Raw genomic sequence first — 25056 nt, 5'->3', positions numbered from 1 at the left:
TGCGTCAGGGCGTCGAGAGCCCCGCGAAGAGCGCGACGAGCAGACGTTCGGCGAGGGTGCGAGGCGCAGCCTCGATGAGGGCCATGACGGGCGCGAGCCGTGGCGGGAGGGGCGCGTCCCCGCCGAGGCCCAGGGCCGCGAGGAGCGCATCGGCCGTCGCGGCGTCGAGGGTGGGCCCCGCGAACACGTCGGCGGGAAGTGATCCGAGCGCATCCGCGGCAGAAGCCGGCCCCACCCCTCGCACCAGGTCAGCCGCCTCGGCGAGAGTCCCCGCGAGGTCCGGCAGCACCGACTCCGTCACGGGCGTCACCGTCAGGTGGGTGGTGGAGGGCAGGCGCGAGCCGTTCGACTGGACGTACGAGGGCTGCGGCTGCAGGACCCATCCGAGGTCGCGCGCCTCGTCCGCCCAGTGGTGAGGATCGACGCGCCGATCCGCGGCGACGGACTCGTCGGTCGCCACCGCGAGGAGCGGTCCTGTCGGTCTGCCGACCACGCGGAGTCCCTCGATCCCCTCGATCAGGTGGACGAGTGATCCGGTGGCTCGGCGGCATCGTTCCGCGAGCCGGGCGAAGCCGTCCGGACCGAGTCGCTGCGTGATCGCCCAGGTCGCCGCGAGCGGAGCGGCCGAGCGGGAGCCCAGCATCGTGGGGTTCACGACCGGGTACCCGGGCCAGTCCGTCGTCGCGAAGAACTGTGCGGCCTGCCGGTCCCTGCCGCGGTGCAGGAGGATGGACGCGCCCTTCGGGGCGTAGCCGTACTTATGGGCGTCGGCCGAGATGCTCGTGACACCGGGGACGCGGAAGTCCCACGGCGCCACCTCGTGGCCCCACCAGGGCAGGACCCACCCGCCGATACAGGCATCGACGTGACAGGGGAGGCCGTGATCGGTGGCGATGCGTGCCACGTCAGTGACCGGATCCATCGCGGCGAACGGATAGGACGGCGCGGACACGACGACGAGCGCGGTGCGATCGTCGATGGCGTCGGCGATCGCGTCGGCCGAGACGACCCCGTCCGGACCCACGGGAACCCGCACGAGCTCGAGCCCGAAATAGTGCGCCGCCTTCCCGAACGCCGCGTGCACTGTGCTCGGCGCGACGATCGTGGGCGTTCCGGCGTGCCTGCCCGCTGCGTTCCGCAGGTCCCGTGCGGTCTTGACGGCCAGGAGACAGCTCTCGGTGCCGCCCGAGGTGACGGACCCCACGACGTCGTCGTCGCCGTGCAGCATCGTCCGCGCGAAGCCGACGACGTCCCGTTCCATCGAGGCGATGGACGGGAAGGTCGTCGGATCGAGGGCATTGAGCGACTGCACGGCCGCCGCCGCCTCGCGGGCGAGCGCGTCGAGTTCCGCGAGACCCGAGTCGTACACGTACGACAGCACGTGTCCACCGTGGGTCGGCGCATCGGAGCGCCGCAGATCCGTGAGCTTCTCGAGGACGGCGCGCGATCGCTCGTCGAGCTCGTGGTTCATCGCGCGCTCTCGTGAGGTTCGACCGTTTCGAGCTCGCCGTCGATATCGGCTCGGCGCAACGGGTAGCTGCGCAAGGTCAGGAGACTCAGCGCCACGAGGGCGGCCGGCACGATGCTGAAGGCCACGACGATGCCCGTGATCGCGGTCGCCGGCTGGTCGACGACCATGTCAGCGGTCGACTCCGCGTACCCCGTCGCGGCGAGCACCACGGTCAGGAGGATCGCGCCGAACCCCATGCCCGCCGTCTCGCCGGCGGTCCAGAGACCGCCGATCACGCCGGCATGCCCGGAACCGTGGCGACGCGCGTCGTCCGAGATGACATCGGGCAGCATCGCGAGGGGGAGCGCCTGCATCCCGGCGTACGCAGCGCCTGCGAGCGCGATCGGGGCGTACACCCACGGTCCCGGCTCCCAGAGCAGCCCGAGCAGAAGGAGCGCCGCGACGGTGAAACCGGTGCTCGCGAGCACGAACGCACGTTCCTTGCCGATCCGGCGGGCCAACCGGCCCCAGGCGGGCGCGAGGAGCACAGCCGGCGCGATGAGCGCAACGAACAGCAGGGTGACGGCGAGCTCGGAGCGGAGCACCCACGTGGCCACGAACTGCGCCCCTGCGAGCATGAGGCCCGTCGCGAGCCCTTGCAGCATGAACGTCGCGAGCAGGGAGCGGAAGGCGCGGCTCCGCCGCAGGGCGTCGATGCCGCCGGAGTAGTTCTGGGCGAGGGACGCCGTGGCCCGCACGCTCGCCCGGGGGATGTCCGTCGGGGCCACCCGCGAGGCCACGAACATTCCCACTCCGATCAGGACCCCGGCGACGGCGCCCATCAGGAGATACCCGGAGCCCTGATCGTCCGGGAGGGCTCGGAGAGCCGGCCCACCGGCGCCGAAGAGGAGGATCGCCACGGCCAGGACGACGACACGCCAGGTGAGCAGGCGCGTGCGTTCGTCGTACCGCTTCACGAGCTCGGCCGGCAGCGCCACGTATGCGACCTGGAACAGGCTGAACGCCGTCGCCGTGAGCAGGAACGCCACGAGCACCCATGCGCCGCTCGCGAGCGGGCCGAGACTCGCCGGCGCGGCGAACGTCACGGCGAACAGGATGGGGAGGGAGATGGCGCCCCACACCATGTAGCGGCGACGCGAACCGGTACGAGCGAGGCTCTGGTCGCTCCGAGCGCCGATGATGGGATCGATCAGGACGTCCCACACCTTCACGACCGTGACGATCGCGCCGGCGGCGAGGGCCGCGACGCCGAGGGTGTCGGTGAGGAAGTAGACGAGCACGAGGCCCGGAAGCGTCGCGAAGCCTCCGGTTGCGAGGGAGCCGGCGGCGTAGGCCGCGACCGTGCGGCGCTCCAGCGTCCGCGACAGGGCATCCATGGCCCGATCCTAGTCCCGGGGTGCCGCCGATTCCCCGTCGTCGGCGGACGCGAGGGCGGCGGTGATGCGCTCGAGACCGAACCGCCACGCGTCCTCGAGGTCTCCGCCGAGACGGAAGCTGCCGCCCAGTTCCATCGTGATGAATCCCGCGGTCCAAGCCGTGAGTGTGCGCGCTGCCTCGAGCGCGCGGGTGTCGCCGACGAGGTCGCGCGAGACGCGCAGGATCGATGCCGACGCCGCGACCCGGAACGGATCGCCGGCCACCGGGGTGCCGGGGCTCGGTGTCATGACGAGTTGGAACGCCGCCGGTCGACGGTGTCCGAACGCGCGCATCGTATTCGCGAGGTCGGCCGGCCCTTCGGCGTCCGCGGTGAGGCGGCCGACCTCCGTGAGCGTCGCCTCGGCGACGAGCTGAATGAGTCGCTCGCGGTTCTCCACGCGCTTGTACAGCGACGGTGGGCGTACTCCGACGCGGTCGGCCACGGCCTGCATCGTCACGCCCACGAGTCCCGTCTCCTCCAGCAGATCGGAGGCGGCGGTGACGATCGCGTCGAGGGAGGTCCGTTCGGGGGTGGGCATGCTCCGAGTATAGCTATTGACAATAGCCATGATGGCTACGTATCGTAGCCATCATGGAACTCGCCCCCTCCCTCCACCGTCTCGGCGACGACATCGTCGCCGCCTACCTCGTCGATACCGCCGAGGGTGTCACCGTCATCGACGCCGGCCTCCCCGGCCACTTCCGCGACCTCGTCGCCGAGCTGCGCACGATGGGCAGGTCGCTCGACGACGTGCGCGGGGTGATCCTCACGCACGGAGACTCCGACCACATCGGGTTCGCCGAGCGGCTCCGTCGCGATCACGGCGTACCCGTCTTCGTGCACCCGGCGGACGCCGGGCGCGCGAAGGGTGGGCCTCAGCCGAAGAACGCTCGACAGGCCCTACGCCTCGGACCCGTCCTCCGTTTCCTCGTCTCCACGATCCGCTCCGGCGGACTGCGTTCGACGCCGCTTCGGGAGACCGTCGATGTACGAGACGGCGACGTCCTCGATCTGCCGGGATCGCCGCGGATCATCGGGATGCCGGGCCATTCACCCGGCAGCGTCGCCGTGCGCGTCCCTGCCGTCGACGCCGTGTTCGTGGGCGACGCCCTCACGACGCGGGACGTCCTCACCGGACGCACCGGCCCGCGACCGGCCCCCTTCACGGACGAACCGGCCGAGGCGCTCCAGTCGCTGAAGCACCTCCTGCCGACGGGCGCCCGCTGGGTCCTGCCCGGTCACGGGGCGCCCTGGAGCGGAGGCGTCGGCGAGGCCGTACGCGCTGTCGAGGCGACGGCGGCCGACTGACCGAAGGACGACAGGCTTACTACCTGGACGCCTGCAACCAGGGGCGGATGAGCCGCGTCACCGCCGGGAGCACCCAGAAGGTCATGATCGGAGTGAGCACGAGCGTGGTGATGAGGACGCGCCAGAGAACTGCGACGTCCTCCCACCAGGGCAGGAAGAGCACGAGCAGGCTGAAGGCGAGATTCACGGGAAAGAATCCCAGCCAGATGCTCACCGCCTGCTTCCAGCGCGGCGGCACCGATGGCACGGTCGATACGGCGCCCGTCGGGGGCGTCGCCGTCGACCCGGTGTCCGGGGCGCCCACCTCCACCGTGCGGCCCACCGGCTGATCGAACCAGCCCTCGATCCCGGTGCGTCTCTCCACGCGGGACTCCGTCGCGAAGTCGCGGCCTGTACTCAGCCACCACTGCCGCTCGGGGGAGCCCTCCCAGGCGGTGAGCGTCGACTCGTCCGTGAACCGGTAGAGCATGTGCCACGTCCAGGAGTCGTCCCCCGCCCGTACCCATCCGGACCCGAGAAAACCCGGATGCTTGTTCGCGAGCTGGATGCCCGCCTGGACCCATGCGGTGGCCTCGGTGATGCGAGCGGGATCCACCGCGCGCTCGATCGAGACCGTGATCGGTTGTGCCATGCATCCAGCATCGTGCACGGACGTTTCCGCTCGGTAACGGGTCGAGCGGGTGGACCGTGTCCGGCGTGTCGAGTGTCGCCCGGGAGGCCGGCGAACCGTGCCGTTTCGGCGCGGCGCGCGCGGGGCCATACTCTGGGTTCATGACAGACGACGATGTCGATATCCGGGTTGAGGGCCGGCTCGGCCACATCACGCTCGACCGGCCGGAGAGACTCAACGCACTCACCCCCGGGATCCTCACCCGTATCTCCAATGCGCTCGCCTCGTGGCGCGACCGCGACGACGTCGAGACGGTCCTCATCGACGGAGCGGGGGACCGCGGTTTCTGCGCGGGTGGAGACGTACGGATGATCACCGAGGCCGGGCCGCAGGAGGCGCGGAGGTTCTGGGAACTCGAGTACGCGACGATCCTGGAGATCGCCCGCTACGCGAAGCCCGTCGTCGCCGTCATGGACGGCGTCACGATGGGCGGTGGCGTCGGCCTCTCGGGCCACGCGCGTCTTCGCGTCGTCACGGAGCGGTCGCGCGTCGCGATGCCCGAGGTCCGGATCGGTCTCGCTCCCGACGTCGGAGGCGCTCTGCTCCTCGCACGTGCGCCCGGTCTGCTCGGCCTCCACGTGGGCCTCACCGCCGCCACCATGACCGGTGCCGATGCCATCGCAGCGGGCTTCGCCGACTCCTACGTGCCCTCGAGCGATGTGCTGGAGCTCGTGGACGCACTCATCCTGCCCGGTGCCGAGGCCGCGGAGATCGTCGCGCGAGTGGCTCAGACGCCGCCCGAATCCGAGCTCCTCGCCGCACGGGCGTGGATCGACGCGGCGTACGACTCCGGTTCCGTGGGGGACATCCTCGCGGCGCTGCGGGCGCGACCCGAATCGGAGGCAGCGGAGGCTGCGGCCGCCATCGAGACGATGTCGCCGATGTCGCTCGCCGTCACCCTGCGTACCATCGAGCTCGCCGCGCTCGACGACGACCTCGAGCGGGTCCTCCATCGTGATCTCGCCGTATCGACGGCCCTCTTCGCGCGACCCGACTTCGCCGAGGGCGTGAGGGCCCAGGTCGTGGACAAGGACCGTTCGCCGCGATGGTCGCCTGCGCGCATCGGAGACGTCGATGCGGCCGAGGTGGAGGCGATCGCCGCCGCTCGGTGACGTGTCCTGTGCACGAAGAAGCCCCCTCGGTCGACACCGAGGGGGCTTCGTCGTGATGACGCTAGGTCAGGCGCGGCTGCCCTTGCGTCCCGTGAGGGCACCGTAGATCAGCAGCACGATGATCGCGCCACCGATCGCGAGGAGCCAGGTACCGAGGTCGAAGAACTCTTCGAGGCCGCGGCCGAAGAGCAGGCTGCCGATGAAACCACCGAGCAGCGCGCCAACGACACCGAGGACGAGCGTGATGATCCATCCGCCGCCCTGTCGTCCGGGAAGAATGAGCTTCGCGATCGCACCGGCGATCAGTCCGAGAAGGAGAAATCCGAGGAATCCCATGTGTCACACCTCCATGTAGGTGCGGCGGGCCGTCGTGGGGCACCACCGCGAGCGGCCGAACCTCGACCGCGGCACCAACGTTAGGGGTGGCTGGGAGTGAGCAGGGGGGCCTTGCGGAGTGGGTGAGAACCGAGGTAGTACGCACCCGCGTGCACGGATTCTGCTGATTCCGTGCGGTTTCGGAGCTAATGCTGTAACGTGGGCAGGTCGGTTTCTGGACGGCGCGGGACGTTCTTCCGCGTGCTTCACTGTTTGTCTAGAGGACCGGTTCCCAGCGAAAACGTTGGTGAGATCACATCGAGTGAACGGTCCCCGGCCACTGTCTCCGACAGTACCGTTTGGAACAGTACCGTTTCGAGCAGTTCTGTTCTTCAACGGATCTGTCTCCAACAGTCCTGTTCCCGACAATCAGGCGCGTGGGTATGCGAGCGCGACACCGTCGTGCCGTGAACGCTGTTTAACGCGAGTCACCCAGGAAGGCACCTGATGCCCAAGAACAACAAGCCAGGCGGCGGACGCCCGGCACGCAACTTCGACCCCGCGTACGCCCCGAAGCGCTCGTCCGGGCGACCGGGAAGCCGAAGCCCGAAGCACCGCGGATTCCGCGAGACGGAGCCGGTGGAGAAGAAGGCGAGATGGAACGCCGACGAGCGCGCCACCCGCGCAGGAGAGCGTGAAGCCCGCGGTGGAGACCGTGACGCGCGTGGCGGTCGTGACACCCGAGGCGGAGACCGCTTCTCGCGTGACGAGCGTCCTGCTCGGAACGGCCGTGAGGAGCGTCCTGCTCGTTCGGCTCGTTTCTCGCGCGATGAGCGTCCTGCTCGTTCGGACCGTTTTTCCCGTGACGAGCGTCCCGCTCGTAGTGACCGCTTCTCTCGCGACGAGCGTCCGGCGCGCAACGATCGCGACGACCGTCCCGCTCGGTTCTCCCGTGATGAGCGTCCCGCTCGGACCGATCGGTTCTCCCGTGATGAGCGTCCCGCTCGTTCGGACCGATTCTCCCGTGACGAGCGCTCGGGCCGCGACGCGCGTCCGGCTCGGACCGATCGTTTCTCTCGCGACGACCGTCCTGCCCGCGACGATCGGTTTTCGCGTGATGAGCGTCCTGCGCGCGGTGACCGGGACGACCGTCCCGCCCGGTTCTCGCGTGATGAGCGTCCGGCGCGCGGTGACCGTTTTTCTCGTGATGACCGTCCCTCTCGGAACGACCGAGACGACCGGGACGACCGACCCGCCCGGTTCTCCCGCGATGAGCGCCCGGCGCGCAGCGACCGGTTCTCGCGCGATGACCGTCCGCGCCGCGACGACCGTTCCGGCGGTCCGCGTTCCAGCGGCGGCTTCCCGCCGTCCCGTGACGCGGGGAGCCGGTACACGCCCACGGACGACGTCGTGCTCGAGCGCCTCGAGGCCGACGCCATCCAGGCGAAGGACGTCGAGGGTGTGACCTTCGGGGACCTCGGTCTCGGCGGCAACATCACGCGTGCCCTCGCGGAGCTCGGCGCCGAGAGCCCTTTCCCGATCCAGGCGGCGACGATCCCCGACGTTCTGGCCGGCCGCGACGTGCTCGGGCGAGGGCGTACGGGCAGCGGAAAGACCATCGCGTTCGGTGCGCCGCTCGTCGAGAAGCTCATGGAGAACGGCGGAGGCAAGAAGCGCCAGATGGGCCGCAAGCCCCGCGCCCTCGTCCTCGCTCCCACGCGCGAGCTCGCGTTGCAGATCGACGGCACGATCCAGCCGATCGCGCGGAGCGTCGGTCTGTTCACCACCCAGATCTACGGCGGTGTGCCGCAGGGCCGTCAGGTCGGAGCGCTGCAGCGCGGAGTGGACATCGTGATCGGCACTCCTGGCCGGATCGAGGACCTCATCGAGCAGGGGCGACTCGACCTGTCGGAGGTGGTCGTGACGGTGCTCGACGAGGCAGACCACATGTGCGACCTCGGCTTCCTCGAGCCGGTTCAGCGCATCCTGCGTAAGACGTCGGGCGGCGGGCAGAAGCTCCTCTTCTCGGCCACCCTCGACCGTGGCGTCGCGTCGCTCGTCGACGAGTTCCTGAAGAAGCCGGCCGTCCACGAGGTAGCCGGTGAGGACCAGGCATCGTCGACGATCGATCACCGCGTGCTCGTGATCGAGCACCGCGACAAGGACGAACTCATCGAGCGCCTCGCCAACCGCGATGAGAAGACGCTCATCTTCGCGCGCACTCGTGCGTACGCCGAGCGCCTCACCGATCAGCTCGAGGACGCGGGCATCCTCGCCGTCGCGCTGCACGGTGACCTCAACCAGGCCCGTCGCACCCGCAACCTCGAGAAGCTGACGTCGGGACGTGTGAACGTGCTCGTGGCGACGGATGTCGCGGCGCGAGGAATCCACGTCGACGACATCACCCTCGTCGTACAGGCCGACGCGCCGGACGAGTACAAGACGTACATGCACCGTTCCGGTCGCACCGGTCGCGCCGGGAAGGAGGGCACCGTCGTGACCCTCATCACGCGCAGCCGACAGCGTCGGATGGCCGAACTGCTGGAGCGCGCCGAGATCGACGCGGACTTCGTGGAGACGCATCCGAGCGACGACCTCGTCGTCGAGCTCGCCTCCCGCTGACCGTCCGCCGTGCTGCGGTGAACCCGCAACGGAACCGCCCCCGTCGACAGTGACGGGGGCGGTTCGCGTTCCGCGATCGTGTCAGCGCAGTCCGGCCGCGCGCTCTCGTTCCAGCTCTGCGATGGCGCGCTGGTGGGCGTGTTCGTGCGCCTCGGAGCGACCGAAGCACATGAGCAGGAAGCTCGCGATGGGCGCGAGGAAGATCGAGATGATGAACCAGTTGAGTCGCGAACGGCCGAGTGCGCCGGCCACTGCCGCGTTGAGGGAGACGATCGCGAGCCAGCTTCCGCCGGTGAGTGCCCAATCCATCTCGTCAGCCTAAGGGCCGTGTCGCCTGGAGCCCGTGTCGCCTGGAGCCCGTGTCAGAACAGTGTCGGGCCATCCGGGACCTCGAAGCGCACGACGGGCTTCGGCACGGTCTCCCGCGACGCTGGTGTCCGTCTGTCCTCGCTCGTGTGTCCGAGTGGTCGGCGCTCGCCGTCGGGCCCCCGGAACATGCCGAGTGCGCTCGATCGGATTCCGCCCGTCGCCGGATCTTCGCGCCCCTCATCGAGTCCGTGGGCGCGGATGAGGGGCCGTATCCGATTGGCCAACCACTGCCGGTACGCCTTGGGCGCATAGGAACCGGCCGAATACATCTCGCGATAGCGAGGGACGAGCTCGGGATGCGTGCGCTCGAGCCAGTGCATGAACCAGGGCTTCACGCCGGGTTTGAGGTACAGGGCCGAGTACAGCACGGAGGTGGCCCCTGCGGCTGCGATTCGGCGCATGGCCGCGTCGAGGTGCTCGGTGGTGTCGGTGAGCCAGGGAAGGACCGGCATGAGGAACACCGAGCAGTCGAAGCCGGCGTCTCGCGCGGCTGTCACGGTGCGCAGGCGCGCGTCGGCGCTCGGCGTTCCCGGCTCGATCGACTTCTGCAGCTCGTCGTCGTAGATCGCGATCGACATGGCGATATCGATCGGTACCTGCTCTGCCGCGTCTGCCAGCAGGGGGAGGTCTCGTCGGAGCAGCGTGCCTTTCGTGAGGATGGAGAGCGGAGTGCCCGAGGAGGCGAGCGCGGTGATGATTCCCGGCATGAGGGCGTACCGCCCCTCGGCTCGCTGATACGGATCCGTGTTGGTGCCGAGGGCCACTGCGTGATGCTGCCAGGTCGGCTTTGCGAGCTCCCTCTCGAGCACCTCGGCGACGTTGAGCTTGACGATCACTTGACTGTCGAAGTCGGTGCCGGCGTTGAGATCGAGGTAGGTGTGCGTGGGACGGGCGAAGCAGTAGACGCACGCGTGACTGCATCCGCGATACGGGTTGATGGTCCACCCGAAGGGCATGCCGGATCCTCGTGGCACCTTGTTGAGCGCCGACTTGGCGAGGATCTCGTGGAACGTGACACCTGCGAACTCCGGCGTGGTGACGCTGCGCACGATGGTGTTGATGCGCGCCAGGCCGGGCAGCGTCGAGGCCTCGTCCGCTCGGATCTCCTGCGTGCTCCATCTCATGTCACTCATTAGAACATATGTTCGAATGAATGACACCTGGTCTTTCGGGGATATGCGGGACGTTCTACGCCTTGGAGCCGGAGAGCGCCAAGGTTCCGCCGAGACCGATCATCATCACGCCTCCGCCCGCGGTGAGGCGCGAGAGGCGTCGGGGGCTACCGGCGAACCATGCGCGAGCCGTGCCGGCCGTGAGCGCCCACGCGCCGTCGCTTGCGAGGGCGATGGCGAAGAAGATGAGGCCGAGGGTGAGCATCTGCACGGGGATCGCGCCCGACTCGTAATGGACGAACTGGGGGAGCACCGCGACGAAGAACACGACTGTCTTCGGGTTCGTGATTCCTACGATGAACCCTTCGCGGACGAGGCGTAACGAGGATGGTCGGGTTCGAACCGTCGCTGCCCCATCGTCGCCGTGGTCGTGACGATGCCGGATGGCCTGGACGCCGAGGTAGATCACGTACGCCGCTCCGACGTACTTGATCACGGCGAAGAGGAGGACCGACTCCGCCACGATCGTTCCCACGCCGAATGCCACGAGGATGATCGCGGGCAGCATGCCGAGGGCATTGCCGAGCACGCTCAGGAAACCGCCACGTCGACCGAGCGCGAGCGATCGTCCGATCACGAAGAGCACGCTGGGCCCGGGGATGATGATGAGTGCGAAGGCGGCAAGGGCGAATGCCCCGGCGCTGGCTGCGGGAAGCATGGCGGCTCCGGTCTGCGAATGGTGGTGGATCGAATGTAGCGGTGCGCGCATGGGCGCCGCTCATCCGGTGCGGGTGAGGGGTGGTCCGGTGCGGGTTTTCGTGGTGTGGGTCCATTCGGGGTGTCCGGGTCCGCGGACGTGGGGGATCCCGTTCGGCATGGTGAGTCGCCAGGGTCCGCGGTCGATGTTCTGGTGGTGTCCCCAGCACAACAGGACTCCGTTGTCGGTGTGCGTCTGCCCGCCGTCACGCCATGGGACCACGTGGTGGACCTCGCACCATCCGGCGGAGGTGGTGCACCCGGGGATGACGCACCCGCCGTCCCGGGCGGTGATCGCCCTGCGTTGCGAGGAGGTGAAGCAGCGTTGCACCGATCCGAGGGCGAGGATGCGTCGGTGCGGGTTCATTGTGACGGTCTGGATGCCGCGGGAGTCGATCATCTTGTCGATCGCGTCGACGGAGATGGGGGTGTCGAGACCGTCGATCGACCCGACACCGTGACCGGAGTCGAGCGTGGTCTGTGTGACGGTGACGGTGATCGCGGGCGCTGCCCCGGCCAGTTCGGGGGCGTCCTTCACCCGGGTGGCGGCGCTGATGATGTCGGCGAGGGTGTCGTGGCGGCGCTGAGCGGGGGTGCGGTCATCGACGGACGAGACGAGCGCGTCCGAGTCGTCAAGCGGCCGAGTGTCCGGGTCGCTGACGGGGGTCGGAACGCCGCTGAACGCGACCCTGCGAACGTGCGCGTCGATGAGGCGCGTCAGCGACGCCCCGATCTCCAACGTCAGCAACCCGTGGACGGGAATGAGCCCATCCCGTGTCTCGGGTCCGATCGTGAACCGTCGTCTCCGTCGAGCCAGTTCTTCCCGCGGGCGGGTCCCGTCGGGGTCGATCGCTTCCACGAAGAGTTGCGCTTGTCCGCGCACGAGATCTGCGCGCAGGGGCGGGTGGTCCAGGGAGCCTTCGGCGAGGTCGACGAGAGCCTGCTCGGCCTCGGCCACGATCACGGGATCGACGCGCGGTGAGACGCCATCCAGAGCGTCGGTGAGGATGGTCGCGGCATCGATGCCAAGGTTCCCGGCGGACACGGCCTCGGCGATCAGGGGTGCGCTGACCCGGTCTCCGCGCCGGTCAGCGACACCCCGGCGTTGAGCGTCCCGCCCAGCCGGATTCTCCGTTTTGCGTCCCGATCCGCCAACCCCGTGAGCGTCGCGACAGCATCGACCGCGGACGCATACCCGAGGGCGGCAAGAGCTTCGATGGGGCCGCCGATGCGCTGCTCGGCTTCCCCGGCCAACGCGACGCGCGCCGCGTCGACGAGGCGGCCGAGACGCTCCACATCACGCAGCAACGTCACCCACTCGGGCGCCGACAACCGGCCGGGAACCAGGCCGGCGACAGGCGCGGCGAGGACTTCGGTCGCTACTGCGACCGCGTCCTGGAAAGCCGCGCCGTGGGTGGTCATGCGTCCAGTGAACACGACACCACCGACACTGACGACGGTATCCGTAAAAGGAGTCAGAAACTCCCGCAGATACTCCCTGTGGACGACAGGTCACGAACCGCGGACCGGCCCCTCGACAGGCTCGGCGACCGTGAGCGGGGTGCGCTCCGGAGAACGGGGAGCAACGACGGGGGGAGCGACCGTCGGCAGGCTCAGGGACCGCGCGGGGCGCTTTGCGGCTAGCGTTGTGGGGGACAGACCGGAGGACACCATGCGCGTAGCGCTCGCCCAGATCGTGAGCACCGACGACGTCGCTGCCAACCTGCGGATCGTCACGGAGACGGCCGAGCGGGCCGCCGGGCTGGGAGCCGAGCTCGTCGTGTTCCCCGAGGCGACGATGCGCGCCTTCGGCCACCCCCTGAGCGACATCGCGGAGCCGATCGACGGACCGTGGGCGTCGGAGGTCGCGTCGACGGCGAGCCGTCTCGGCCTCACGATCATCGTGGGGATGTTCACGCCGGGGGAGGGCGGACGCGTGCGCAACACGCTGCTCGTGACCGGACCGGACGGCACCACGTCCTACGACAAGGTCCACCTCTTCGATGCCTTCGGCTTCACCGAGTCGCGCACGGTACAGCCGGGCGATGGGGTGGTCACGGCCTCGGTCGCCGGTACGACGGTCGGACTCGCGACCTGCTACGACATCCGCTTCCCCGACCTCTTCGTCGCCTCGGCCCGGGCGGGTGCCGTCGTGCAGGTGGTCGCGGCATCGTGGGGCGCCGGCCCCGGCAAGGCCGAGCAGTGGGACCTCCTCGCCCGCGCGCGGGCCCTCGACTCGACGAGTTTCGTCCTCGCGGTGGGGCAGGGCGATCCGGAGGCAGCCGGCGTCGAGGCGCCCGCGGATGCTCCCACCGGCATCGGCCGCAGCGTCGTGGTCTCGCCGATGGGTGACGTGCTCCATCGGCTGGGGGCGGAACCCGATCTCCTTGTCGTCGACCTCGCTCTCGATGCGGTCGATCGGGCGCGGGGTGCCGTCCCCGTGCTCACCAACCGCGTCGCCGGTCTCGTCTGATCCCGTGTCCCGTCGTCGACGGCCCGGACAGGGCCGAGCGCGTTAGGGCGACAAGCCCTCTCGACGGACGGTGCGGTGACCGTGTCCGCTCGCTCAGGACGCGAGTCCCACAACCACGAGTACCACAGCAGTCGCCGCCCAGAAGGCAGCGACGAAGAAGCCGTCGCGAACACGCAGAGGGACGATGTGGCGCTCCGTCCGGGTGGGATGCGCACCGAACGCCCGTGCGTCCATCGCGAGAGCCACGCGTTCCGCATGTCGGATCGCCCCGGCGAGGAGGGGAACGATCGACCCCGTGAACCGGCCGACCGCGGCGCCGGGCCCGCGGCGCCCGCCGGTTCCGCGCACACGGTGCGCTTGGCGGATCAGGTCGATGTCGCGCCGGAACCGGGGTACGAAGCGGTAGGCGGCGAGCGCCGTGTAGCCGATCCGGTACGGCACGCGGAGGTACTGCACGGTCGAGCGGACGAAGTCGGCGCCGTCCGTCGTGAGTCCCGCGATGAGGGCGAGGGTGAGTAGCGCGGCGAGCCGCAGGGACGCCGCGAGGCCGACGGCGAGCGAGCCGAGGTAGAACCTGTAGGCACCGAGCTCGACGAGGATGACCGACCGATCGACCGCCGCAGGATTCGACCAGGCGCCGAAGCCGAGCGCGCCAACGACGACCGCGAGTGGCAGGCCCAGAACGAGGATCAGCGTCATCCGAGCAGACGGGCGAGCGCCCACGACGAGCACGAGGAGCGTGAGCACCACGACGGCGAGAGGCGTCGCCGGATCCCGGGAGACGAGGACACCGATCATCGCCGGAAGGGGCGCCGCGACCTTCACAAGCGGATTGAGTCCGTGGAGAAACCCCCGCGCTCGTCCGCTGGCGGCGCTCACGAGCCGTCCCCTCCGGGTACCTGCGACATCCGAGTGACTCCTCGCCAATCCGGGTGCCGCTCGAGACCACGGAGCGCTCGCCGGAGCGGCGGCGTCCGCAGTCCCGCCCTCGCGAGGAGGTCGTCGTCCGTAAGCACGGCGTCGGCCGGACGGTGGGCGAGGAGCCGCCCGTCGTCGAGCACCGCGATGCTCGTCGACGCCTCGGCCACGAGCTGCATGTCGTGCGTCACGACCACGATGGTGGTTCCCGCGCGGTGCAGATCGGCGAGGATGCTCACGAGCTCGTCGGCGCGTGCACGGTCCTGACCGAACGTCGGCTCGTCGAGGATGAGGATGTCGGCTCCGCCGATGAGCGCCGTCCCCACCGAGAGGCGCCGCTTCTGGCCGCCCGAGAGGAGGAACGGGTTCACGTCCCGCGAATCGGAGAGACCGAAACGGTCGAGGAGTTCGTCGACCCGGGAGCGGATGGCTGCTTCGTCCGCGCCGTTCGAGCGCGGACCGTGCGCGAGCTCGTCGAACACCGTGTGAGTCACGAACTGGTGCTCCGGGTTCTGGAAGACGAAACCGATGCGTTCCGAGATGGCGGGGGCGGACGCTGTGGCGGGGTCCAATCCACCGACGGTGATCGTCCCTCTCGGTGGCCGGATCAGTCCGGCGATGGCGTGAACGAGGGTCGTCTTGCCCGCGCCGTTCGTCCCGACGATCGACAGGAATTCGCCGGAGCCGACGGTCAGGTCGATGCCGTCCACGACGGTGCGGCGACGGCGTCCGCGACCGCGCGCGATCGTGAGCGAGCGGACGACGATGGCGGGAGGTGCGCTCGACACGAGCGCGAGATCCGCTCGCGCGGACGGGGACGGGAGCCCCGGGACGGCGTCGAGGGTCGCGGCGAGGTCGCCGGAGGTGACGGGCAGACGGTCGAAGGAGATGCCCGCGCGCTTCAGTCGCAACGCCACGATCGTGGCCGTCGGCAGCCAGACGCCCAGGCGTTCGAGGTCGGCAGCACGGTCTCCGAACACGACGGAGGGAGGACCGTCGAGCACGGATGCGCCCCGATGGTCGAGGACGACGACGCGGTCGACGAGGGAGACGGCCGCGTCGAGATTGTGTTCGATGAGGACGACGGATCGCGAGCCGTCGGCGACGATCTCGCTCAATGCGGCGTACACGTCGTCCAATCCCGCGGCGTCGAGGTTCGCCGTCGGCTCGTCGAGCACGAGGACGTCGGAGCTCGACGCGAGCGCCGCGGCGATGGCGAGGCGCTGCTTGCCTCCGCCGGACAGCACGTCCGGATCCTCGTCGCGTCGCTCCCAGAGACCGACCCGGCGCAGCGCCGACTCGGCCCCCGCGAGGACGGCGTCGACGGGGACGAGCCGGTTCTCCGCCGCGAAGCAGACCTCGTCGAGAACGCTGCCCGTCACGATCTGCGCGTCCGGATCCTGGAACACCATCGCCACACGCTCGCTCAGCTCCGCGACCGGGTGGAGCCGGGTGTCGAGACCCGCGACTCGCACGGACCCCTCGACGTCGGCCGCCACGACATGTGGGACGAGCCCGTCGAGCGCGAGGGCGAGGGTCGATTTTCCCGATCCGCTCGGCCCCAGGACGAGGACCACCTCGCCTCGGGCGACGGAGAACGTCACTCCGTCGGGCGTCCACGCCTGCCGATCCTGGTGTCGGATGCGGAGGGTATCCACGTCGAGGGCGGGAGGGACAGCCGTTCCGTCCTCGACCGTCATTCCGTCGGGTGGAGAACGCCGGCGCCGGTCACGCGGTCGCCATCGCGAGCGGGCCGGTGCGCTCGCGCGGTCGCCGTCGGTCGATCTCTCCCTGGACGCCGCGAGCTGCGCCCGTCGAGTCGACGCCGCGCGCGACGAGGCGCGCGAGCCACGTGACGAGGAGCGGGGTCAGCACGAAGAGGGCGATGTAGAGGATCTCGGCGGCGGGTGGGAAGTAGCCGGGGCCCCAGATGAGGAGAACCGACCCGCCCATCACGAGGCCGGCGACGATCGCTGCGAGCGCGAACACCCAGCCCTTCCAGTAGCGGTAGCGGGTGAGGAGGAACGGCAGCTCCTGGAGAGCGCCGATGAGCAGTCCGACTCCGACGTGCCGCCACAGATTCACGGGGTCGATGGCCGAGGCTGCGAGACCCGCGATGGTGCCCGTGAGCAGTGCGACGCCGCCTCGCCGCAGGAGACTCTGGGCGACCACGCCGGGGAAGAAGTACACCCCGATCAGTGCGCCGTAGAACACGGGCGCGGTGAGGAGCACGATCGGGTGCAGGTAGCCGACGACACCGAACACCATCCCGCCGGCGACGCCGATGGCTGCGCAGGTGAGGAGCAGACGGGTGCTGAGGGAGGTCATACCGGGACGCCTTCTTGGGTCGTTGTGGAGTGGGGGCTGTGGAACACGACGCCCTCCCGAGTTTAGTAAGGCATACCTTAGAACGCGAGCCGAATGCGTCGCCCGGTACGGGCCTCCTCCTATGCTGACGTCCATGAGCAACGTCGCAGGAACCGGAACCTCCCGATCCCGGTCGAGCGCCGCGAGCAGCGCAGCGTCGATCGACCTCTCGAAGCGGGACCTCACTCTCGACCTGGCGCGGGTGTTCTGCGTACTGCTCGTCGTCGTCATCCATCTGCTGATGGTCGGCACGGGGACGGACGCCGACGGCGCCATCGTGGTCTCGAGACCGCTCGAGGAGCAGCCGTGGTTCGCTCCCGTCACGTGGATCGGTCAGATCATGCCGCTGTTCTTCGTGGTCGGAGGGTTCGCGTCGCTCACAGCGTGGCGCAGCCTCGTGCGTCGGGGCGGAACCGCGGCCGACTACGTCCGCAATCGCGTGCTCCGGCTCGCGCAACCGGCGCTTCCGCTCTTCGTGTTCTACGTGGCCGTGATCGGGGGTGCGCGCCTCCTCGGCGTCGATCCAGAGCTCATCGACGTCGCCGTCGTCGGCGCCGCGTCGCCCCTCTGGTTCCTCGCGGCCTACACACTGTGCCAGGCACTCGTGCCCACGATGGCGGGCTGGCACGCTCGCGCGCCGCGGGCGACGCTCGTCGTCCTCCTGGCGGGCGCCATCGCGGTGGACGCCGCCCGCTTCTCGACCGGTGTCGAGCAGATCGGCCTCGTCAACCTCCTCTTCGTCTGGCTCCTCGTCCAGCAGATCGGCTTCTGGTACGCCGACGGCTGGTTCGCCGCGCGACGGTGGTGGACCCTCATCGTCCTGGCCGCTGTCGCCTACGCGTCACTCGTCCCGATGACAGCGTGGGGTCCCTACTGGGTCGACATGCTCGGCAACCTCAACCCGCCGACCCTTCCTCTCGTGGCCCTCGCCGTGGGGCAGGCGTGCGTCCTGCGGCTGTTGCGCCCCGCCCTCGCGCGTCTCATGAACACGCACGCTGCGCGGGCCGCCGTCTTCGTCGTCGGCACGAGGCTCATGACGATCTACCTCTGGCATCTCCCGGTCATCCTGCTGGTGTCGGGAGCCGCCCTCCTCGTCCCCGGCTTGAGCCCCGCTCCCGCGAGTCCTGCCTGGTGGTGGTCGCGGCCGATCATGTTCGTGCTCGTCCTCGCCGCGGTGTTCGCGCTGTCGTTCCTCGTCGGGCGGTGGGAGGCGCCACGCATGGTCGGGGCGACGCCGAGACCGGCCGTGGTCGCGATCGCGACGGTGCTCGCATTCGTGCCGCCGTTCGTCGTCATGGAGTGGTACATGGACCTCCCGACGGCTGTGGTGGGCAGCGCGCTCCTCTCCGCGGCGATCCTCCTCCTCGGGCGGGGTGCGCCCGACCCGGCCGGGCGGCTCAGTCCCGGCGGCGCCGACGCGGCGTGAGCCGCACGGTCGGAAGGGGAGGGGCCGGGATGCGATCGTCGCCGTGTCCCTGAACGACGCCGAACCGGGGGCTGCGTGCCTCCCAGTCGGCTCGGGCCGCGACGATCTCGTCGTGGTCGCGACCGACGAAGTTCCACCACATGACGAGGTCGTCCTCGAAGGGCTCGCCGCCCAACAGCACGAGGCGCGCCCCGTCCGCGCTCGTCACGGAGAGGTCGCCCCGTCCCGTCCCGAGATAGAGCAGCGGACCGGAGTCGAGGGTCTCGCCCGCGATCGTGACGGATCCCGTCAGCACGAGGACGGCGTGCTCGAACGACGGATCGAGGGGGAGCGTCGTATCGGTGCCCGCGTCCACGACGACGTCGGCGCCGAGGAGGGGGGAGAAGACGGTGGCCGGCGAGGTCGCGTCACCGAGGGTGCCGAGCAGCACCGTGGCCTCGAGGCCCGGAGCACTGTAGACGGGAAGGGCGGTGTGCTGCTCGAAGAAGGGAGCGACGCCGGCTGAGGCCGCGGGAAGCGCCGTCCACAGCTGGAGTCCGTGCATCTCCGCCGGCTCCTCCGGCATCGACAGCTCCGAGTGGGAGATGCCGTGGCCCGCCGTCATCATGTTGAGCTGACCGGGCGCGACGATCACATCGCTGCCCACGCTGTCTCGATGCCGGATGTCGCCGTCGACGGGCCACGTCACCGTCTGTAGGCCGATGTGGGGGTGGGGGAGCACGCGCATCACGGCGCTCTCATGATCGAAGCGGTCGAGGAAGCACCACGCGCCCACCATCGGCAGCGCGCGCTGGGGGAGCGTGCGGTGCACCGTGATGCCACGCACGCCACCGAGCGGCACCTCGCGCGCGTCGAGCAGCTCGAGCACCGGCCCGGGTGCGCCGTCGCGGTGGAGCGACGCGTCGTGCGCTTCGGCGTCGAGGCGGGTCATGGGTGCTCCGGCCGATCGGTGTCGGTGGCGGCGTTGTCGTGGAGTTGCGTGCTTCTCGAGCCTGGTGTGGTCATGGGTGTTCGGGCCAGTCGATGTCCGTGGCGGCGTCCGGGTGTTTGTTGAGCCACGCCGCGATGAACGGGCACCGCGGCACGATCGTCTCGCCGCGCGACACCGCGTCGTCGATCACTCCGCGAGCGAGGATGCTGCCATAGCCGTGACCTTCGTGGGCCGGATCCACGACGGTATGCGTGAAGACGACCCGACCGGCCTCGCGGCGGTAGGCGGAGAAACCGACGCGATCGTCACCGACCCAGAGCTCGTAGCGTCTGGCGTGCTCGTCGTCGACGACGCGCGGTTCCGGGTTCTCCGTCTTGGTGTCGGTGCCGTCTGTGCTCACGTCGTCCTCGTCTCCCGGGTCAGCTCCCGGATCGTCGTGGTCCGATTCTGGCACCGGACCTCGACACACGGAACGCTCACGCGACGGCGAGGATTCCCGCCGAGGCGAGGGCGAGGGCGAGTCCCGCCCATTGCACGGGGGCGATGCGCTCCCGGAGCACCACGGCGGCGAGGAGGATTGTGCCGGCCGGGTACATCGCCACGAGGACGCTCATCACGCTGAGGTCGCCGATCCGCAGGCCGATGAGGATGACGGCGTTCGCCGTGGCGTCGAGGCCTCCGCACGCGATCGCGAGTACGAGTCCACGACGCATCGTCGTGCGGGCTCCCGCATCTCGCGAGGCCCCGCCACGCCGGGAGCGCAATCGAGCCACGACGACGGCCGCCACGAACGCCGTCCACATGAGGACAGCGCTGACCGTCCGGTTGGCCACGAGGGGGAGCAGCCCGGAGGCGTCGGGTGTGTGATCGATGAGCACGAGGAAGGTGCCGATGAGGACGCCTGATCCGATCGCCATCGACAGCCCGGCCATGGTGGGACGCACGGCTCCCTTCTCGGGGACGAAACCGACGAGTACGACGGCGACGAGGGCGAGGCCGATGGCGCCGATGGCGAGCGGACCGAGGCGTTCGCCACCGATGAGTCCCCACGTGACGGGCACGATCGCCGACACGACCGCGGTCAACGGGGACAGGATGCTCATCGGGCCGATCGCGAGGCACGCGTAGAGCAGCGCGACCGCGGCGGAACCGGCGACTCCGGAGAGCGCACCCCAGAGGATCGCCTCCGCCGACCAGGCGCCAGGGACGACGACCGAGAAGACGACGAGCACGACGAGGCCCGACGCGGCGGCGAGTGCCGTCGCGAGCAGGATGGTGAGGCGGCGCGCGGCGAGTCCGCCCAGGAAGTCGGCGGCCCCGTACACGAGGGCGCCGATGAGCCCGACGAGAACCGTCATCACGTTCCGAGCCTAGGCCTGAGCGTCACGATCGTCGTCACAGCGCGGTGTGGAGAGCGGGGAGAGCTCAGATCGCGCCCCGCGGTGGGCGCGTGTCGGTGGGGGCGGGTAGGGTGCAGGGCGTGGAGACGACGATCATGGCCGAGGCTGAATCGGCCCGCGAGGTCCTGCACCGAGTATTCGGCTACGAGTCGTTCCGCGGCGATCAGCAGGCCATCGTGCAGCACGTGAGCGTGGGCGGCGACGCGATCGTCCTCATGCCGACGGGTGGGGGCAAGAGCCTCTGTTACCAGATCCCGTCGCTCCTCCGGCCCGGCACCGGCATCGTGGTGTCGCCCCTCATCGCGCTGATGCACGATCAGGTCGAGGCTCTTCGGGCGGTCGGCGTCCGGGCGGAGTTCCTCAATTCCACCCAGAGTCGCGAGGAGCGCGACGCGGTCGAGCGCGCGTACCTCGCCGGCGAGCTCGACCTCCTCTACGTCGCTCCGGAGCGGCTGTCGTCCGAGCAGACGAAGCGTTTCCTCGAACGCGGGACCATCGCGCTCTTCGCGATCGACGAGGCGCACTGCGTCTCCCAGTGGGGGCACGACTTCCGCCCCGACTACCTCTCGCTCGGCGAGCTCGCCGAGCGCTGGCCGGACGTGCCGCGTATCGCCCTCACGGCCACGGCGACCGCGGCGACTCACCGGGAGATCGCGGAGCGATTGTCGCTGCGTGGCGCCCGCAACTTCGTGTCGAGCTTCGACCGCCCCAACATCCAGTACCGCATCGTGTCGAAGAACGAGGTGCGCAAGCAGCTCCTCGAGTTCATCCGCACGGAGGGTCGGCACGGCTCCGGCGGTCAGGGTTCGGCGGGAATCGTCTATGCGCTCAGCCGCAACACGGTCGAGAAGACGGCGGAGTTCCTGCGCGCCAACGGCATCGACGCGCTCGCCTACCACGCGGGGCTCGAGGCTTCGGAGCGGGCGCGGGTCCAATCACGGTTCCTGCGGGAGGACGGCGTCGTGATCGTGGCGACGATCGCGTTCGGCATGGGCATCGACAAGCCGGACGTGCGCTTCGTCGCCCACATCGACCTCCCGAAATCGGTCGAGGGCTACTACCAGGAGACGGGTCGCGCCGGGCGCGACGGCGAGCCGTCCGTCGCGTGGCTCGCCTACGGGCTCAACGACGTGGTGCAGCAGCGCCGCATGATCGACGAGTCGCCGGGAGACCTGGCCCACCGCCGACGCCTCTCCGCTCACCTCGACGCCATGCTCGCGCTGTGCGAGACCGTGGGATGCCGCCGCGTCGACCTCTTGCGCTACTTCGGCGAGGAGTCGACGCCGTGCGGCAACTGCGACACGTGCATCGTGCCGCCGGAGGTCTGGGACGGCACCGTACCGGCCCAGAAGCTCCTCTCCACCGTCGTCCGGCTGAAGCGGGAACGCAACCAGCAGTTCGGGGCCGGCCACCTCATCGACATCCTCCGAGGCAACGAGACCGCTCGTGTGCGGCAGTACGGCCACGACACCCTCGCCACGTGGGGAATCGGGGCCGACCTCACCGACCAGCAGTGGAGGGGCGTCATCCGTCAGCTCCTCGCCACGGGGCTCCTCGCCACGCACGGCGAGTACGGCACCCTCGTGATCACCGAGGCCAGCGGCGACGTGCTCTCGGGTGGGCGCACGGTGTCGCTCCGCACGGAGACCGGGCGGGTCGCGCGCGTCAAGGCGGCCAGGCCGGCGGCCGCCGATCTCGATGTGGCCGACGCCGAGCTGTTCGAGGCGCTGCGCGCCTGGCGGGCGGAGGAGGCGAAGTCTGCTGGAGTCCCGGCGTACATCGTCTTCGGTGACGCCACTCTGCGCGCGATCGCGGTCGCGAAACCGTCGACCGTCGCCGATCTCGACGGCATCACGGGCATCGGCGAGAAGAAGAGGGCGAGCTACGGCGAGGCTGTCGTGGGTGTGGTCGCCGCCCACACATCCGGCTCCGCCTGATTCGAGAGTGTTGTAGAGGTTCGCACGCGCGATCGGCATGCGTTTGTAGCTTCACACAGCAGCATCCGGCTGCGGAGCGCCGCCGTTTGTGGGCGGTGAACGGCCGGTTTCGACAAGCCGAGCGGCGTTCGTACCGTGGATCATGCACACGGTGACCGCGGTGCGCCCCGACGATCTCGGCGGGTGCCTCCGCTCACGATGCAGGAGCGAAGGAGTATCGATGTCGAACACAGTCGACCGCACGAACGCCCACACGACGAACGACGAGGTGGCCGGGGTCGCCGGCGTGACCGAGCGGGTCGATACCGGTCCCATCGATGTGCAGAGCGCGACGACGCGGATCGACATCGACGCTGTCCGACGTCTCCTCCTAGGCTCGTGGCCGGAGGAGCGTCTGGCCTCGCGCGAGCTCGCGGCGCGACCCGAGATGCAGAAGATCGAGGGACTCCCGTACCCGGAGCACCGTGAGCGAGCCCTCGAGCAGCTGCGCATCCTCGTGGCGGACGGTCAGGTGCACCGGGCCTTCCCCAAACGTCTCGGCGGGGACGACGATCACGGCGGCAACATCGCGGGCTTCGAGGAGCTCGTCGTAGGCGACCCGTCGCACCAGATCAAGTCGGGCGTGCAGTGGGGGCTCTTCGGTGCCGCGGTCCTGCACCTCGGCACCGAGAAGCACCACGACGCGTGGCTCCCGGCGATCATGTCGCTCGAGGTGCCCGGGATCTTCGCGATGACGGAGACCGGTCACGGATCCGACGTCGCCTCGATCGGCACCACGGCGACGTACGACGAGGCCACGGAGGAGTTCGTCATCGACACGCCCTTCCGCGGTGCGTGGAAGGACTACCTCGGGAACGCAGCGGTGCACGGAACCGCCGCCGTCGTGTTCGCCCAGCTCATCACGAAGAACGTCAACCACGGCGTCCACGCCCTCTACGTGCCGATCCGTGGCGAGGATGGGCAGTTCCTTCCGGGCATCGGCGGTGAGGACGACGGGCTGAAGGGCGGGCTCAACGGCATCGACAACGGCCGTCTGCATTTCACCGGCGTGCGCGTCCCGCGCGAGAATCTGCTCAACCGCTACGGCGACGTCGCCGCCGACGGTACCTATTCGTCACCCATCGCGAGCCCTGGTCGACGCTTCTTCACCATGCTCGGCACGCTCGTGCAGGGGCGTGTCTCGCTCGACGGCGCGGCGACGGCAGCCTCGGCCATCGCCCTGCAGATCGCGATCGAGTACGGATCGCAGCGCCGGCAGTTCACGGCGGCGTCGGACACCGACGAGGAGGTGCTCCTCGACTACCAGCGACACCAGCGACGGTTGCTTCCTCGGCTCGCCCAGACGTACGCGCACACGTTCGCGCACGACAAGCTGCTCGTGACGTTCGACCGCGTCTTCAGCGGCGAGGCCGACTCCGACACCGATCGCCAGGACCTCGAGACCCTCGCAGCCGCGCTCAAGCCGCTCTCCACGTGGGCTGCGCTCGACACGATCCAGGAGGCGCGCGAGGCGTGCGGCGGTGCGGGCTTCCTCTCCGAGAACCGTCTCGTGGGGCTCCGCGCCGACCTCGACGTGTACGTCACGTTCGAGGGCGACAACAACGTGCTCCTGCAGCTCGTCGCGAAGCGCCTCCTCTCCGACTACTCGAAGCGGTTCCGTGGCGCGGACGCCGGGGCCCTCGCGCGCTACGTCGTCGAGCAGGCTGCCGGGAAGGCATACCACGGCTCGGGACTGCGCTCCCTCGGTCAGACGCTCAAAGACTTCGGGAACGTGCGCCGCTCGGTCGGCCAGCTCCGAGAGACCGCCGTTCAGCGCGAGCTGCTCACGGACCGCGTGGAGACGATGGTCGCCGACGTCGCCCAGCGCCTCCGTCCCGCGACGAAGCTCGGCAAGGCCGAGGCGGCTGCGCTGTTCAACGCGCAGCAGAACGAGCTCATCGAGGCGGCCAGAGCCCACGGCGAGCTGCTCGAGTGGGAGGCGTTCACCGAGGCGCTCGAGAAGACGGAGGACGCGGGTTCGCGCCAGGTGCTCACGTGGCTGCGTGACCTCTTCGGTCTGTCCCTCATCGAGAAGCACCTCTCGTGGTACCTCATCCACGGCCGCTTGTCGCCTCAGCGTGCTCAGGCAATCGACGCCTACATCAACCGTCTTGTGGCGCGACTTCGACCGCACGCGCTCGACCTCGTCCACGCCTTCGGCTACGAGCAGCGCCACGTGCGCGCTGCGATCACGTCGGGGGCTGAGCAGGAGCGTCAGGACGAGGCCCGCGCCTACCACCGCGATCTGCGCGCGTCCGGGTCGGCGCCTGTCGACGAGAAGTCCCTCGCGAAGCCCGACCGCCCCTCCCTCACCTCCTGATCCCTGACCCCCACCCCCTCACACCAAAAAGATCGCGATACAGCATCAAACTCGATGCTGTATCGCGATCTTTTTGGTGTGGGGGGGTGGGGG

At 69.6% G+C, this 25056-nt stretch carries 23 protein-coding genes; 7 read left to right on the top strand and 16 right to left on the bottom strand.

Going from position 1 to position 25056, the window contains the following annotated elements; genetic code table 11:
• Positions 1-4 precede the first annotated feature (4 nt).
• From CLV49_RS02625 to CLV49_RS02615, 3 genes are read right to left on the bottom strand one after another with little or no spacing between them, the layout of a single operon-like run.
• Positions 5-1471: a pyridoxal phosphate-dependent decarboxylase family protein gene (locus CLV49_RS02625; protein ID WP_106562146.1), complete on the bottom strand. Its 1467-nt coding sequence runs from the start codon at positions 1469-1471 to the stop codon at positions 5-7.
• Positions 1468-2847: an MFS transporter gene (locus CLV49_RS02620; protein WP_106562145.1), complete on the bottom strand. Its 1380-nt coding sequence runs from the start codon at positions 2845-2847 to the stop codon at positions 1468-1470. Before CLV49_RS02620 ends, CLV49_RS02625 begins: the two co-directional genes overlap by 4 nt.
• A gap of 9 nt (positions 2848-2856) precedes the next feature.
• Positions 2857-3426 carry a TetR/AcrR family transcriptional regulator gene (locus CLV49_RS02615; protein WP_106562144.1) on the bottom strand — a complete coding sequence of 190 codons (570 nt, stop codon included), beginning with the start codon at positions 3424-3426 and terminating at the stop codon, positions 2857-2859.
• A gap of 53 nt (positions 3427-3479) precedes the next feature.
• Between CLV49_RS02615 and CLV49_RS02610 the strand changes: the two genes are divergently transcribed.
• Positions 3480-4196, top strand: coding sequence for an MBL fold metallo-hydrolase (locus tag CLV49_RS02610; RefSeq protein WP_106562143.1), 717 nt, complete (start codon positions 3480-3482; stop codon positions 4194-4196).
• Positions 4197-4215: 19 nt separating this feature from the next.
• Here the strand turns inward: CLV49_RS02610 and CLV49_RS02605 are convergent, their stop codons facing one another.
• The gene (locus CLV49_RS02605) at positions 4216-4827 is read right to left on the bottom strand and encodes an antibiotic biosynthesis monooxygenase (RefSeq protein ID WP_106562142.1); all 612 of its coding nucleotides are present in this window, start codon (positions 4825-4827) and stop codon (positions 4216-4218) included.
• Positions 4828-4967: 140 nt separating this feature from the next.
• Between CLV49_RS02605 and CLV49_RS02600 the strand changes: the two genes are divergently transcribed.
• Entirely contained in the window at positions 4968-5978 is a 1011-nt protein-coding gene (locus tag CLV49_RS02600; RefSeq protein ID WP_106564835.1) for a 3-hydroxyisobutyryl-CoA hydrolase, read from the top strand.
• 66 nt (positions 5979-6044) lie between these two features.
• Here CLV49_RS02600 and CLV49_RS02595 read toward each other — a convergent pair whose 3' ends face one another.
• The gene (locus CLV49_RS02595; RefSeq protein ID WP_106562141.1) at positions 6045-6314 is read right to left on the bottom strand and encodes a GlsB/YeaQ/YmgE family stress response membrane protein; all 270 of its coding nucleotides are present in this window, start codon (positions 6312-6314) and stop codon (positions 6045-6047) included.
• Between the two features lie 486 nt (positions 6315-6800).
• Here CLV49_RS02595 and CLV49_RS02590 point away from each other — a divergent pair, with 486 nt between their 5' ends.
• Entirely contained in the window at positions 6801-8915 is a 2115-nt protein-coding gene (locus CLV49_RS02590; protein ID WP_106562140.1) for a DEAD/DEAH box helicase, read from the top strand.
• Between the two features lie 81 nt (positions 8916-8996).
• Here CLV49_RS02590 and CLV49_RS02585 read toward each other — a convergent pair whose 3' ends face one another.
• The 5 genes from CLV49_RS02585 to CLV49_RS02565 all read right to left on the bottom strand — a co-directional run bounded on the left by CLV49_RS02585 (position 8997) and on the right by CLV49_RS02565 (position 12574).
• Positions 8997-9224: a hypothetical protein gene (locus CLV49_RS02585; protein ID WP_106562139.1), complete on the bottom strand. Its 228-nt coding sequence runs from the start codon at positions 9222-9224 to the stop codon at positions 8997-8999.
• Between the two features lie 53 nt (positions 9225-9277).
• A complete protein-coding gene (locus tag CLV49_RS02580; protein ID WP_106562138.1) occupies positions 9278-10408 on the bottom strand; it encodes an Rv2578c family radical SAM protein in 1131 nt (376 codons plus the stop codon).
• Positions 10409-10472: 64 nt separating this feature from the next.
• Entirely contained in the window at positions 10473-11114 is a 642-nt protein-coding gene (locus CLV49_RS02575) for a LysE family translocator (protein WP_106562137.1), read from the bottom strand.
• Positions 11115-11174: 60 nt separating this feature from the next.
• Positions 11175-12197 (bottom strand): HNH endonuclease signature motif containing protein, encoded by a 1023-nt coding sequence (locus tag CLV49_RS02570; RefSeq protein WP_106562136.1) that lies wholly within the window; start codon positions 12195-12197, stop codon positions 11175-11177.
• A gap of 11 nt (positions 12198-12208) precedes the next feature.
• On the bottom strand, positions 12209-12574 hold the full coding sequence (locus tag CLV49_RS02565; RefSeq protein WP_106562135.1) for a hypothetical protein: 366 nt from the start codon (positions 12572-12574) through the stop codon (positions 12209-12211).
• A gap of 250 nt (positions 12575-12824) precedes the next feature.
• Here CLV49_RS02565 and CLV49_RS02560 point away from each other — a divergent pair, with 250 nt between their 5' ends.
• Positions 12825-13625: a carbon-nitrogen hydrolase family protein gene (locus CLV49_RS02560; RefSeq protein ID WP_106562134.1), complete on the top strand. Its 801-nt coding sequence runs from the start codon at positions 12825-12827 to the stop codon at positions 13623-13625.
• A gap of 93 nt (positions 13626-13718) precedes the next feature.
• On the opposite strand, the gene CLV49_RS02555 is transcribed toward CLV49_RS02560, so the two are convergent.
• From CLV49_RS02555 to CLV49_RS02545, 3 genes are read right to left on the bottom strand one after another with little or no spacing between them, the layout of a single operon-like run.
• The gene (locus CLV49_RS02555) at positions 13719-14504 is read right to left on the bottom strand and encodes an energy-coupling factor transporter transmembrane component T family protein (RefSeq protein ID WP_106562133.1); all 786 of its coding nucleotides are present in this window, start codon (positions 14502-14504) and stop codon (positions 13719-13721) included.
• The gene (locus CLV49_RS02550) at positions 14501-16243 is read right to left on the bottom strand and encodes an ABC transporter ATP-binding protein (protein WP_106562132.1); all 1743 of its coding nucleotides are present in this window, start codon (positions 16241-16243) and stop codon (positions 14501-14503) included. The genes CLV49_RS02555 and CLV49_RS02550 overlap by 4 nt, the downstream gene beginning before the upstream one ends.
• A gap of 28 nt (positions 16244-16271) precedes the next feature.
• Positions 16272-16871, bottom strand: a complete 600-nt coding sequence (locus CLV49_RS02545; RefSeq protein WP_158261884.1) for an ECF transporter S component — start codon at positions 16869-16871, stop codon at positions 16272-16274.
• Between the two features lie 133 nt (positions 16872-17004).
• Here CLV49_RS02545 and CLV49_RS02540 point away from each other — a divergent pair, with 133 nt between their 5' ends.
• The gene (locus CLV49_RS02540) at positions 17005-18336 is read left to right on the top strand and encodes an acyltransferase family protein (protein ID WP_106562130.1); all 1332 of its coding nucleotides are present in this window, start codon (positions 17005-17007) and stop codon (positions 18334-18336) included.
• Here CLV49_RS02540 and CLV49_RS02535 read toward each other — a convergent pair.
• From CLV49_RS02535 to CLV49_RS02525, 3 genes are all read right to left on the bottom strand, one after another.
• Positions 18308-19267: a pirin family protein gene (locus tag CLV49_RS02535; protein ID WP_106562129.1), complete on the bottom strand. Its 960-nt coding sequence runs from the start codon at positions 19265-19267 to the stop codon at positions 18308-18310. The two genes, CLV49_RS02540 and CLV49_RS02535, sit on opposite strands and share 29 nt — an antisense overlap.
• Positions 19268-19337: 70 nt before the next feature.
• Positions 19338-19667: a GNAT family N-acetyltransferase gene (locus tag CLV49_RS02530; protein WP_106564834.1), complete on the bottom strand. Its 330-nt coding sequence runs from the start codon at positions 19665-19667 to the stop codon at positions 19338-19340.
• Positions 19668-19743: 76 nt separating this feature from the next.
• Entirely contained in the window at positions 19744-20625 is an 882-nt protein-coding gene (locus tag CLV49_RS02525) for an EamA family transporter (protein ID WP_243696773.1), read from the bottom strand.
• A gap of 47 nt (positions 20626-20672) precedes the next feature.
• Here CLV49_RS02525 and recQ point away from each other — a divergent pair, with 47 nt between their 5' ends.
• Both recQ and CLV49_RS02515 read left to right on the top strand, forming a co-directional pair.
• Positions 20673-22604: a DNA helicase RecQ gene (recQ, locus tag CLV49_RS02520; protein ID WP_424978976.1), complete on the top strand. Its 1932-nt coding sequence runs from the start codon at positions 20673-20675 to the stop codon at positions 22602-22604.
• Between the two features lie 220 nt (positions 22605-22824).
• Positions 22825-24963, top strand: a complete 2139-nt coding sequence (locus tag CLV49_RS02515; protein WP_106562126.1) for an acyl-CoA dehydrogenase family protein — start codon at positions 22825-22827, stop codon at positions 24961-24963.
• Positions 24964-25056: the final 93 nt, after the last annotated feature.

It is taken from the genome of Labedella gwakjiensis (genome assembly GCF_003014675.1).
Lineage (GTDB): Bacteria > Actinomycetota > Actinomycetes > Actinomycetales > Microbacteriaceae > Labedella > Labedella gwakjiensis.
This window is presented reverse-complemented; position numbering and strand designations above follow the sequence as displayed.

Bases quoted from the DNA above. Each gene is read 5' to 3' on its own strand.
- CLV49_RS02545 (WP_158261884.1), bottom strand. From the start codon at position 16,871: ATGACCTCCCTCAGCACCCGTCTGCTCCTCACCTGCGCAGCCATCGGC.
- CLV49_RS02615 (WP_106562144.1), bottom strand. From the start codon at position 3,426: ATGCCCACCCCCGAACGGACCTCCCTCGACGCGATCGTCACCGCCGCC.
- CLV49_RS02605 (WP_106562142.1), bottom strand. From the start codon at position 4,827: ATGGCACAACCGATCACGGTCTCGATCGAGCGCGCGGTGGATCCCGCT.
- CLV49_RS02525 (WP_243696773.1), bottom strand. From the start codon at position 20,625: ATGACGGTTCTCGTCGGGCTCATCGGCGCCCTCGTGTACGGGGCCGCC.
- CLV49_RS02625 (WP_106562146.1), bottom strand. From the start codon at position 1,471: ATGAACCACGAGCTCGACGAGCGATCGCGCGCCGTCCTCGAGAAGCTC.
- CLV49_RS02600 (WP_106564835.1), top strand. From the start codon at position 4,968: ATGACAGACGACGATGTCGATATCCGGGTTGAGGGCCGGCTCGGCCAC.
- CLV49_RS02515 (WP_106562126.1), top strand. From the start codon at position 22,825: ATGTCGAACACAGTCGACCGCACGAACGCCCACACGACGAACGACGAG.
- CLV49_RS02535 (WP_106562129.1), bottom strand. From the start codon at position 19,267: ATGACCCGCCTCGACGCCGAAGCGCACGACGCGTCGCTCCACCGCGAC.
- CLV49_RS02575 (WP_106562137.1), bottom strand. From the start codon at position 11,114: ATGCTTCCCGCAGCCAGCGCCGGGGCATTCGCCCTTGCCGCCTTCGCA.
- CLV49_RS02620 (WP_106562145.1), bottom strand. From the start codon at position 2,847: ATGGATGCCCTGTCGCGGACGCTGGAGCGCCGCACGGTCGCGGCCTAC.
- CLV49_RS02595 (WP_106562141.1), bottom strand. From the start codon at position 6,314: ATGGGATTCCTCGGATTTCTCCTTCTCGGACTGATCGCCGGTGCGATC.
- CLV49_RS02590 (WP_106562140.1), top strand. From the start codon at position 6,801: ATGCCCAAGAACAACAAGCCAGGCGGCGGACGCCCGGCACGCAACTTC.
- CLV49_RS02610 (WP_106562143.1), top strand. From the start codon at position 3,480: ATGGAACTCGCCCCCTCCCTCCACCGTCTCGGCGACGACATCGTCGCC.
- CLV49_RS02585 (WP_106562139.1), bottom strand. From the start codon at position 9,224: ATGGATTGGGCACTCACCGGCGGAAGCTGGCTCGCGATCGTCTCCCTC.
- CLV49_RS02565 (WP_106562135.1), bottom strand. From the start codon at position 12,574: ATGACCACCCACGGCGCGGCTTTCCAGGACGCGGTCGCAGTAGCGACC.
- CLV49_RS02560 (WP_106562134.1), top strand. From the start codon at position 12,825: ATGCGCGTAGCGCTCGCCCAGATCGTGAGCACCGACGACGTCGCTGCC.
- CLV49_RS02540 (WP_106562130.1), top strand. From the start codon at position 17,005: ATGAGCAACGTCGCAGGAACCGGAACCTCCCGATCCCGGTCGAGCGCC.
- CLV49_RS02550 (WP_106562132.1), bottom strand. From the start codon at position 16,243: ATGACGGTCGAGGACGGAACGGCTGTCCCTCCCGCCCTCGACGTGGAT.
- CLV49_RS02580 (WP_106562138.1), bottom strand. From the start codon at position 10,408: ATGAGATGGAGCACGCAGGAGATCCGAGCGGACGAGGCCTCGACGCTG.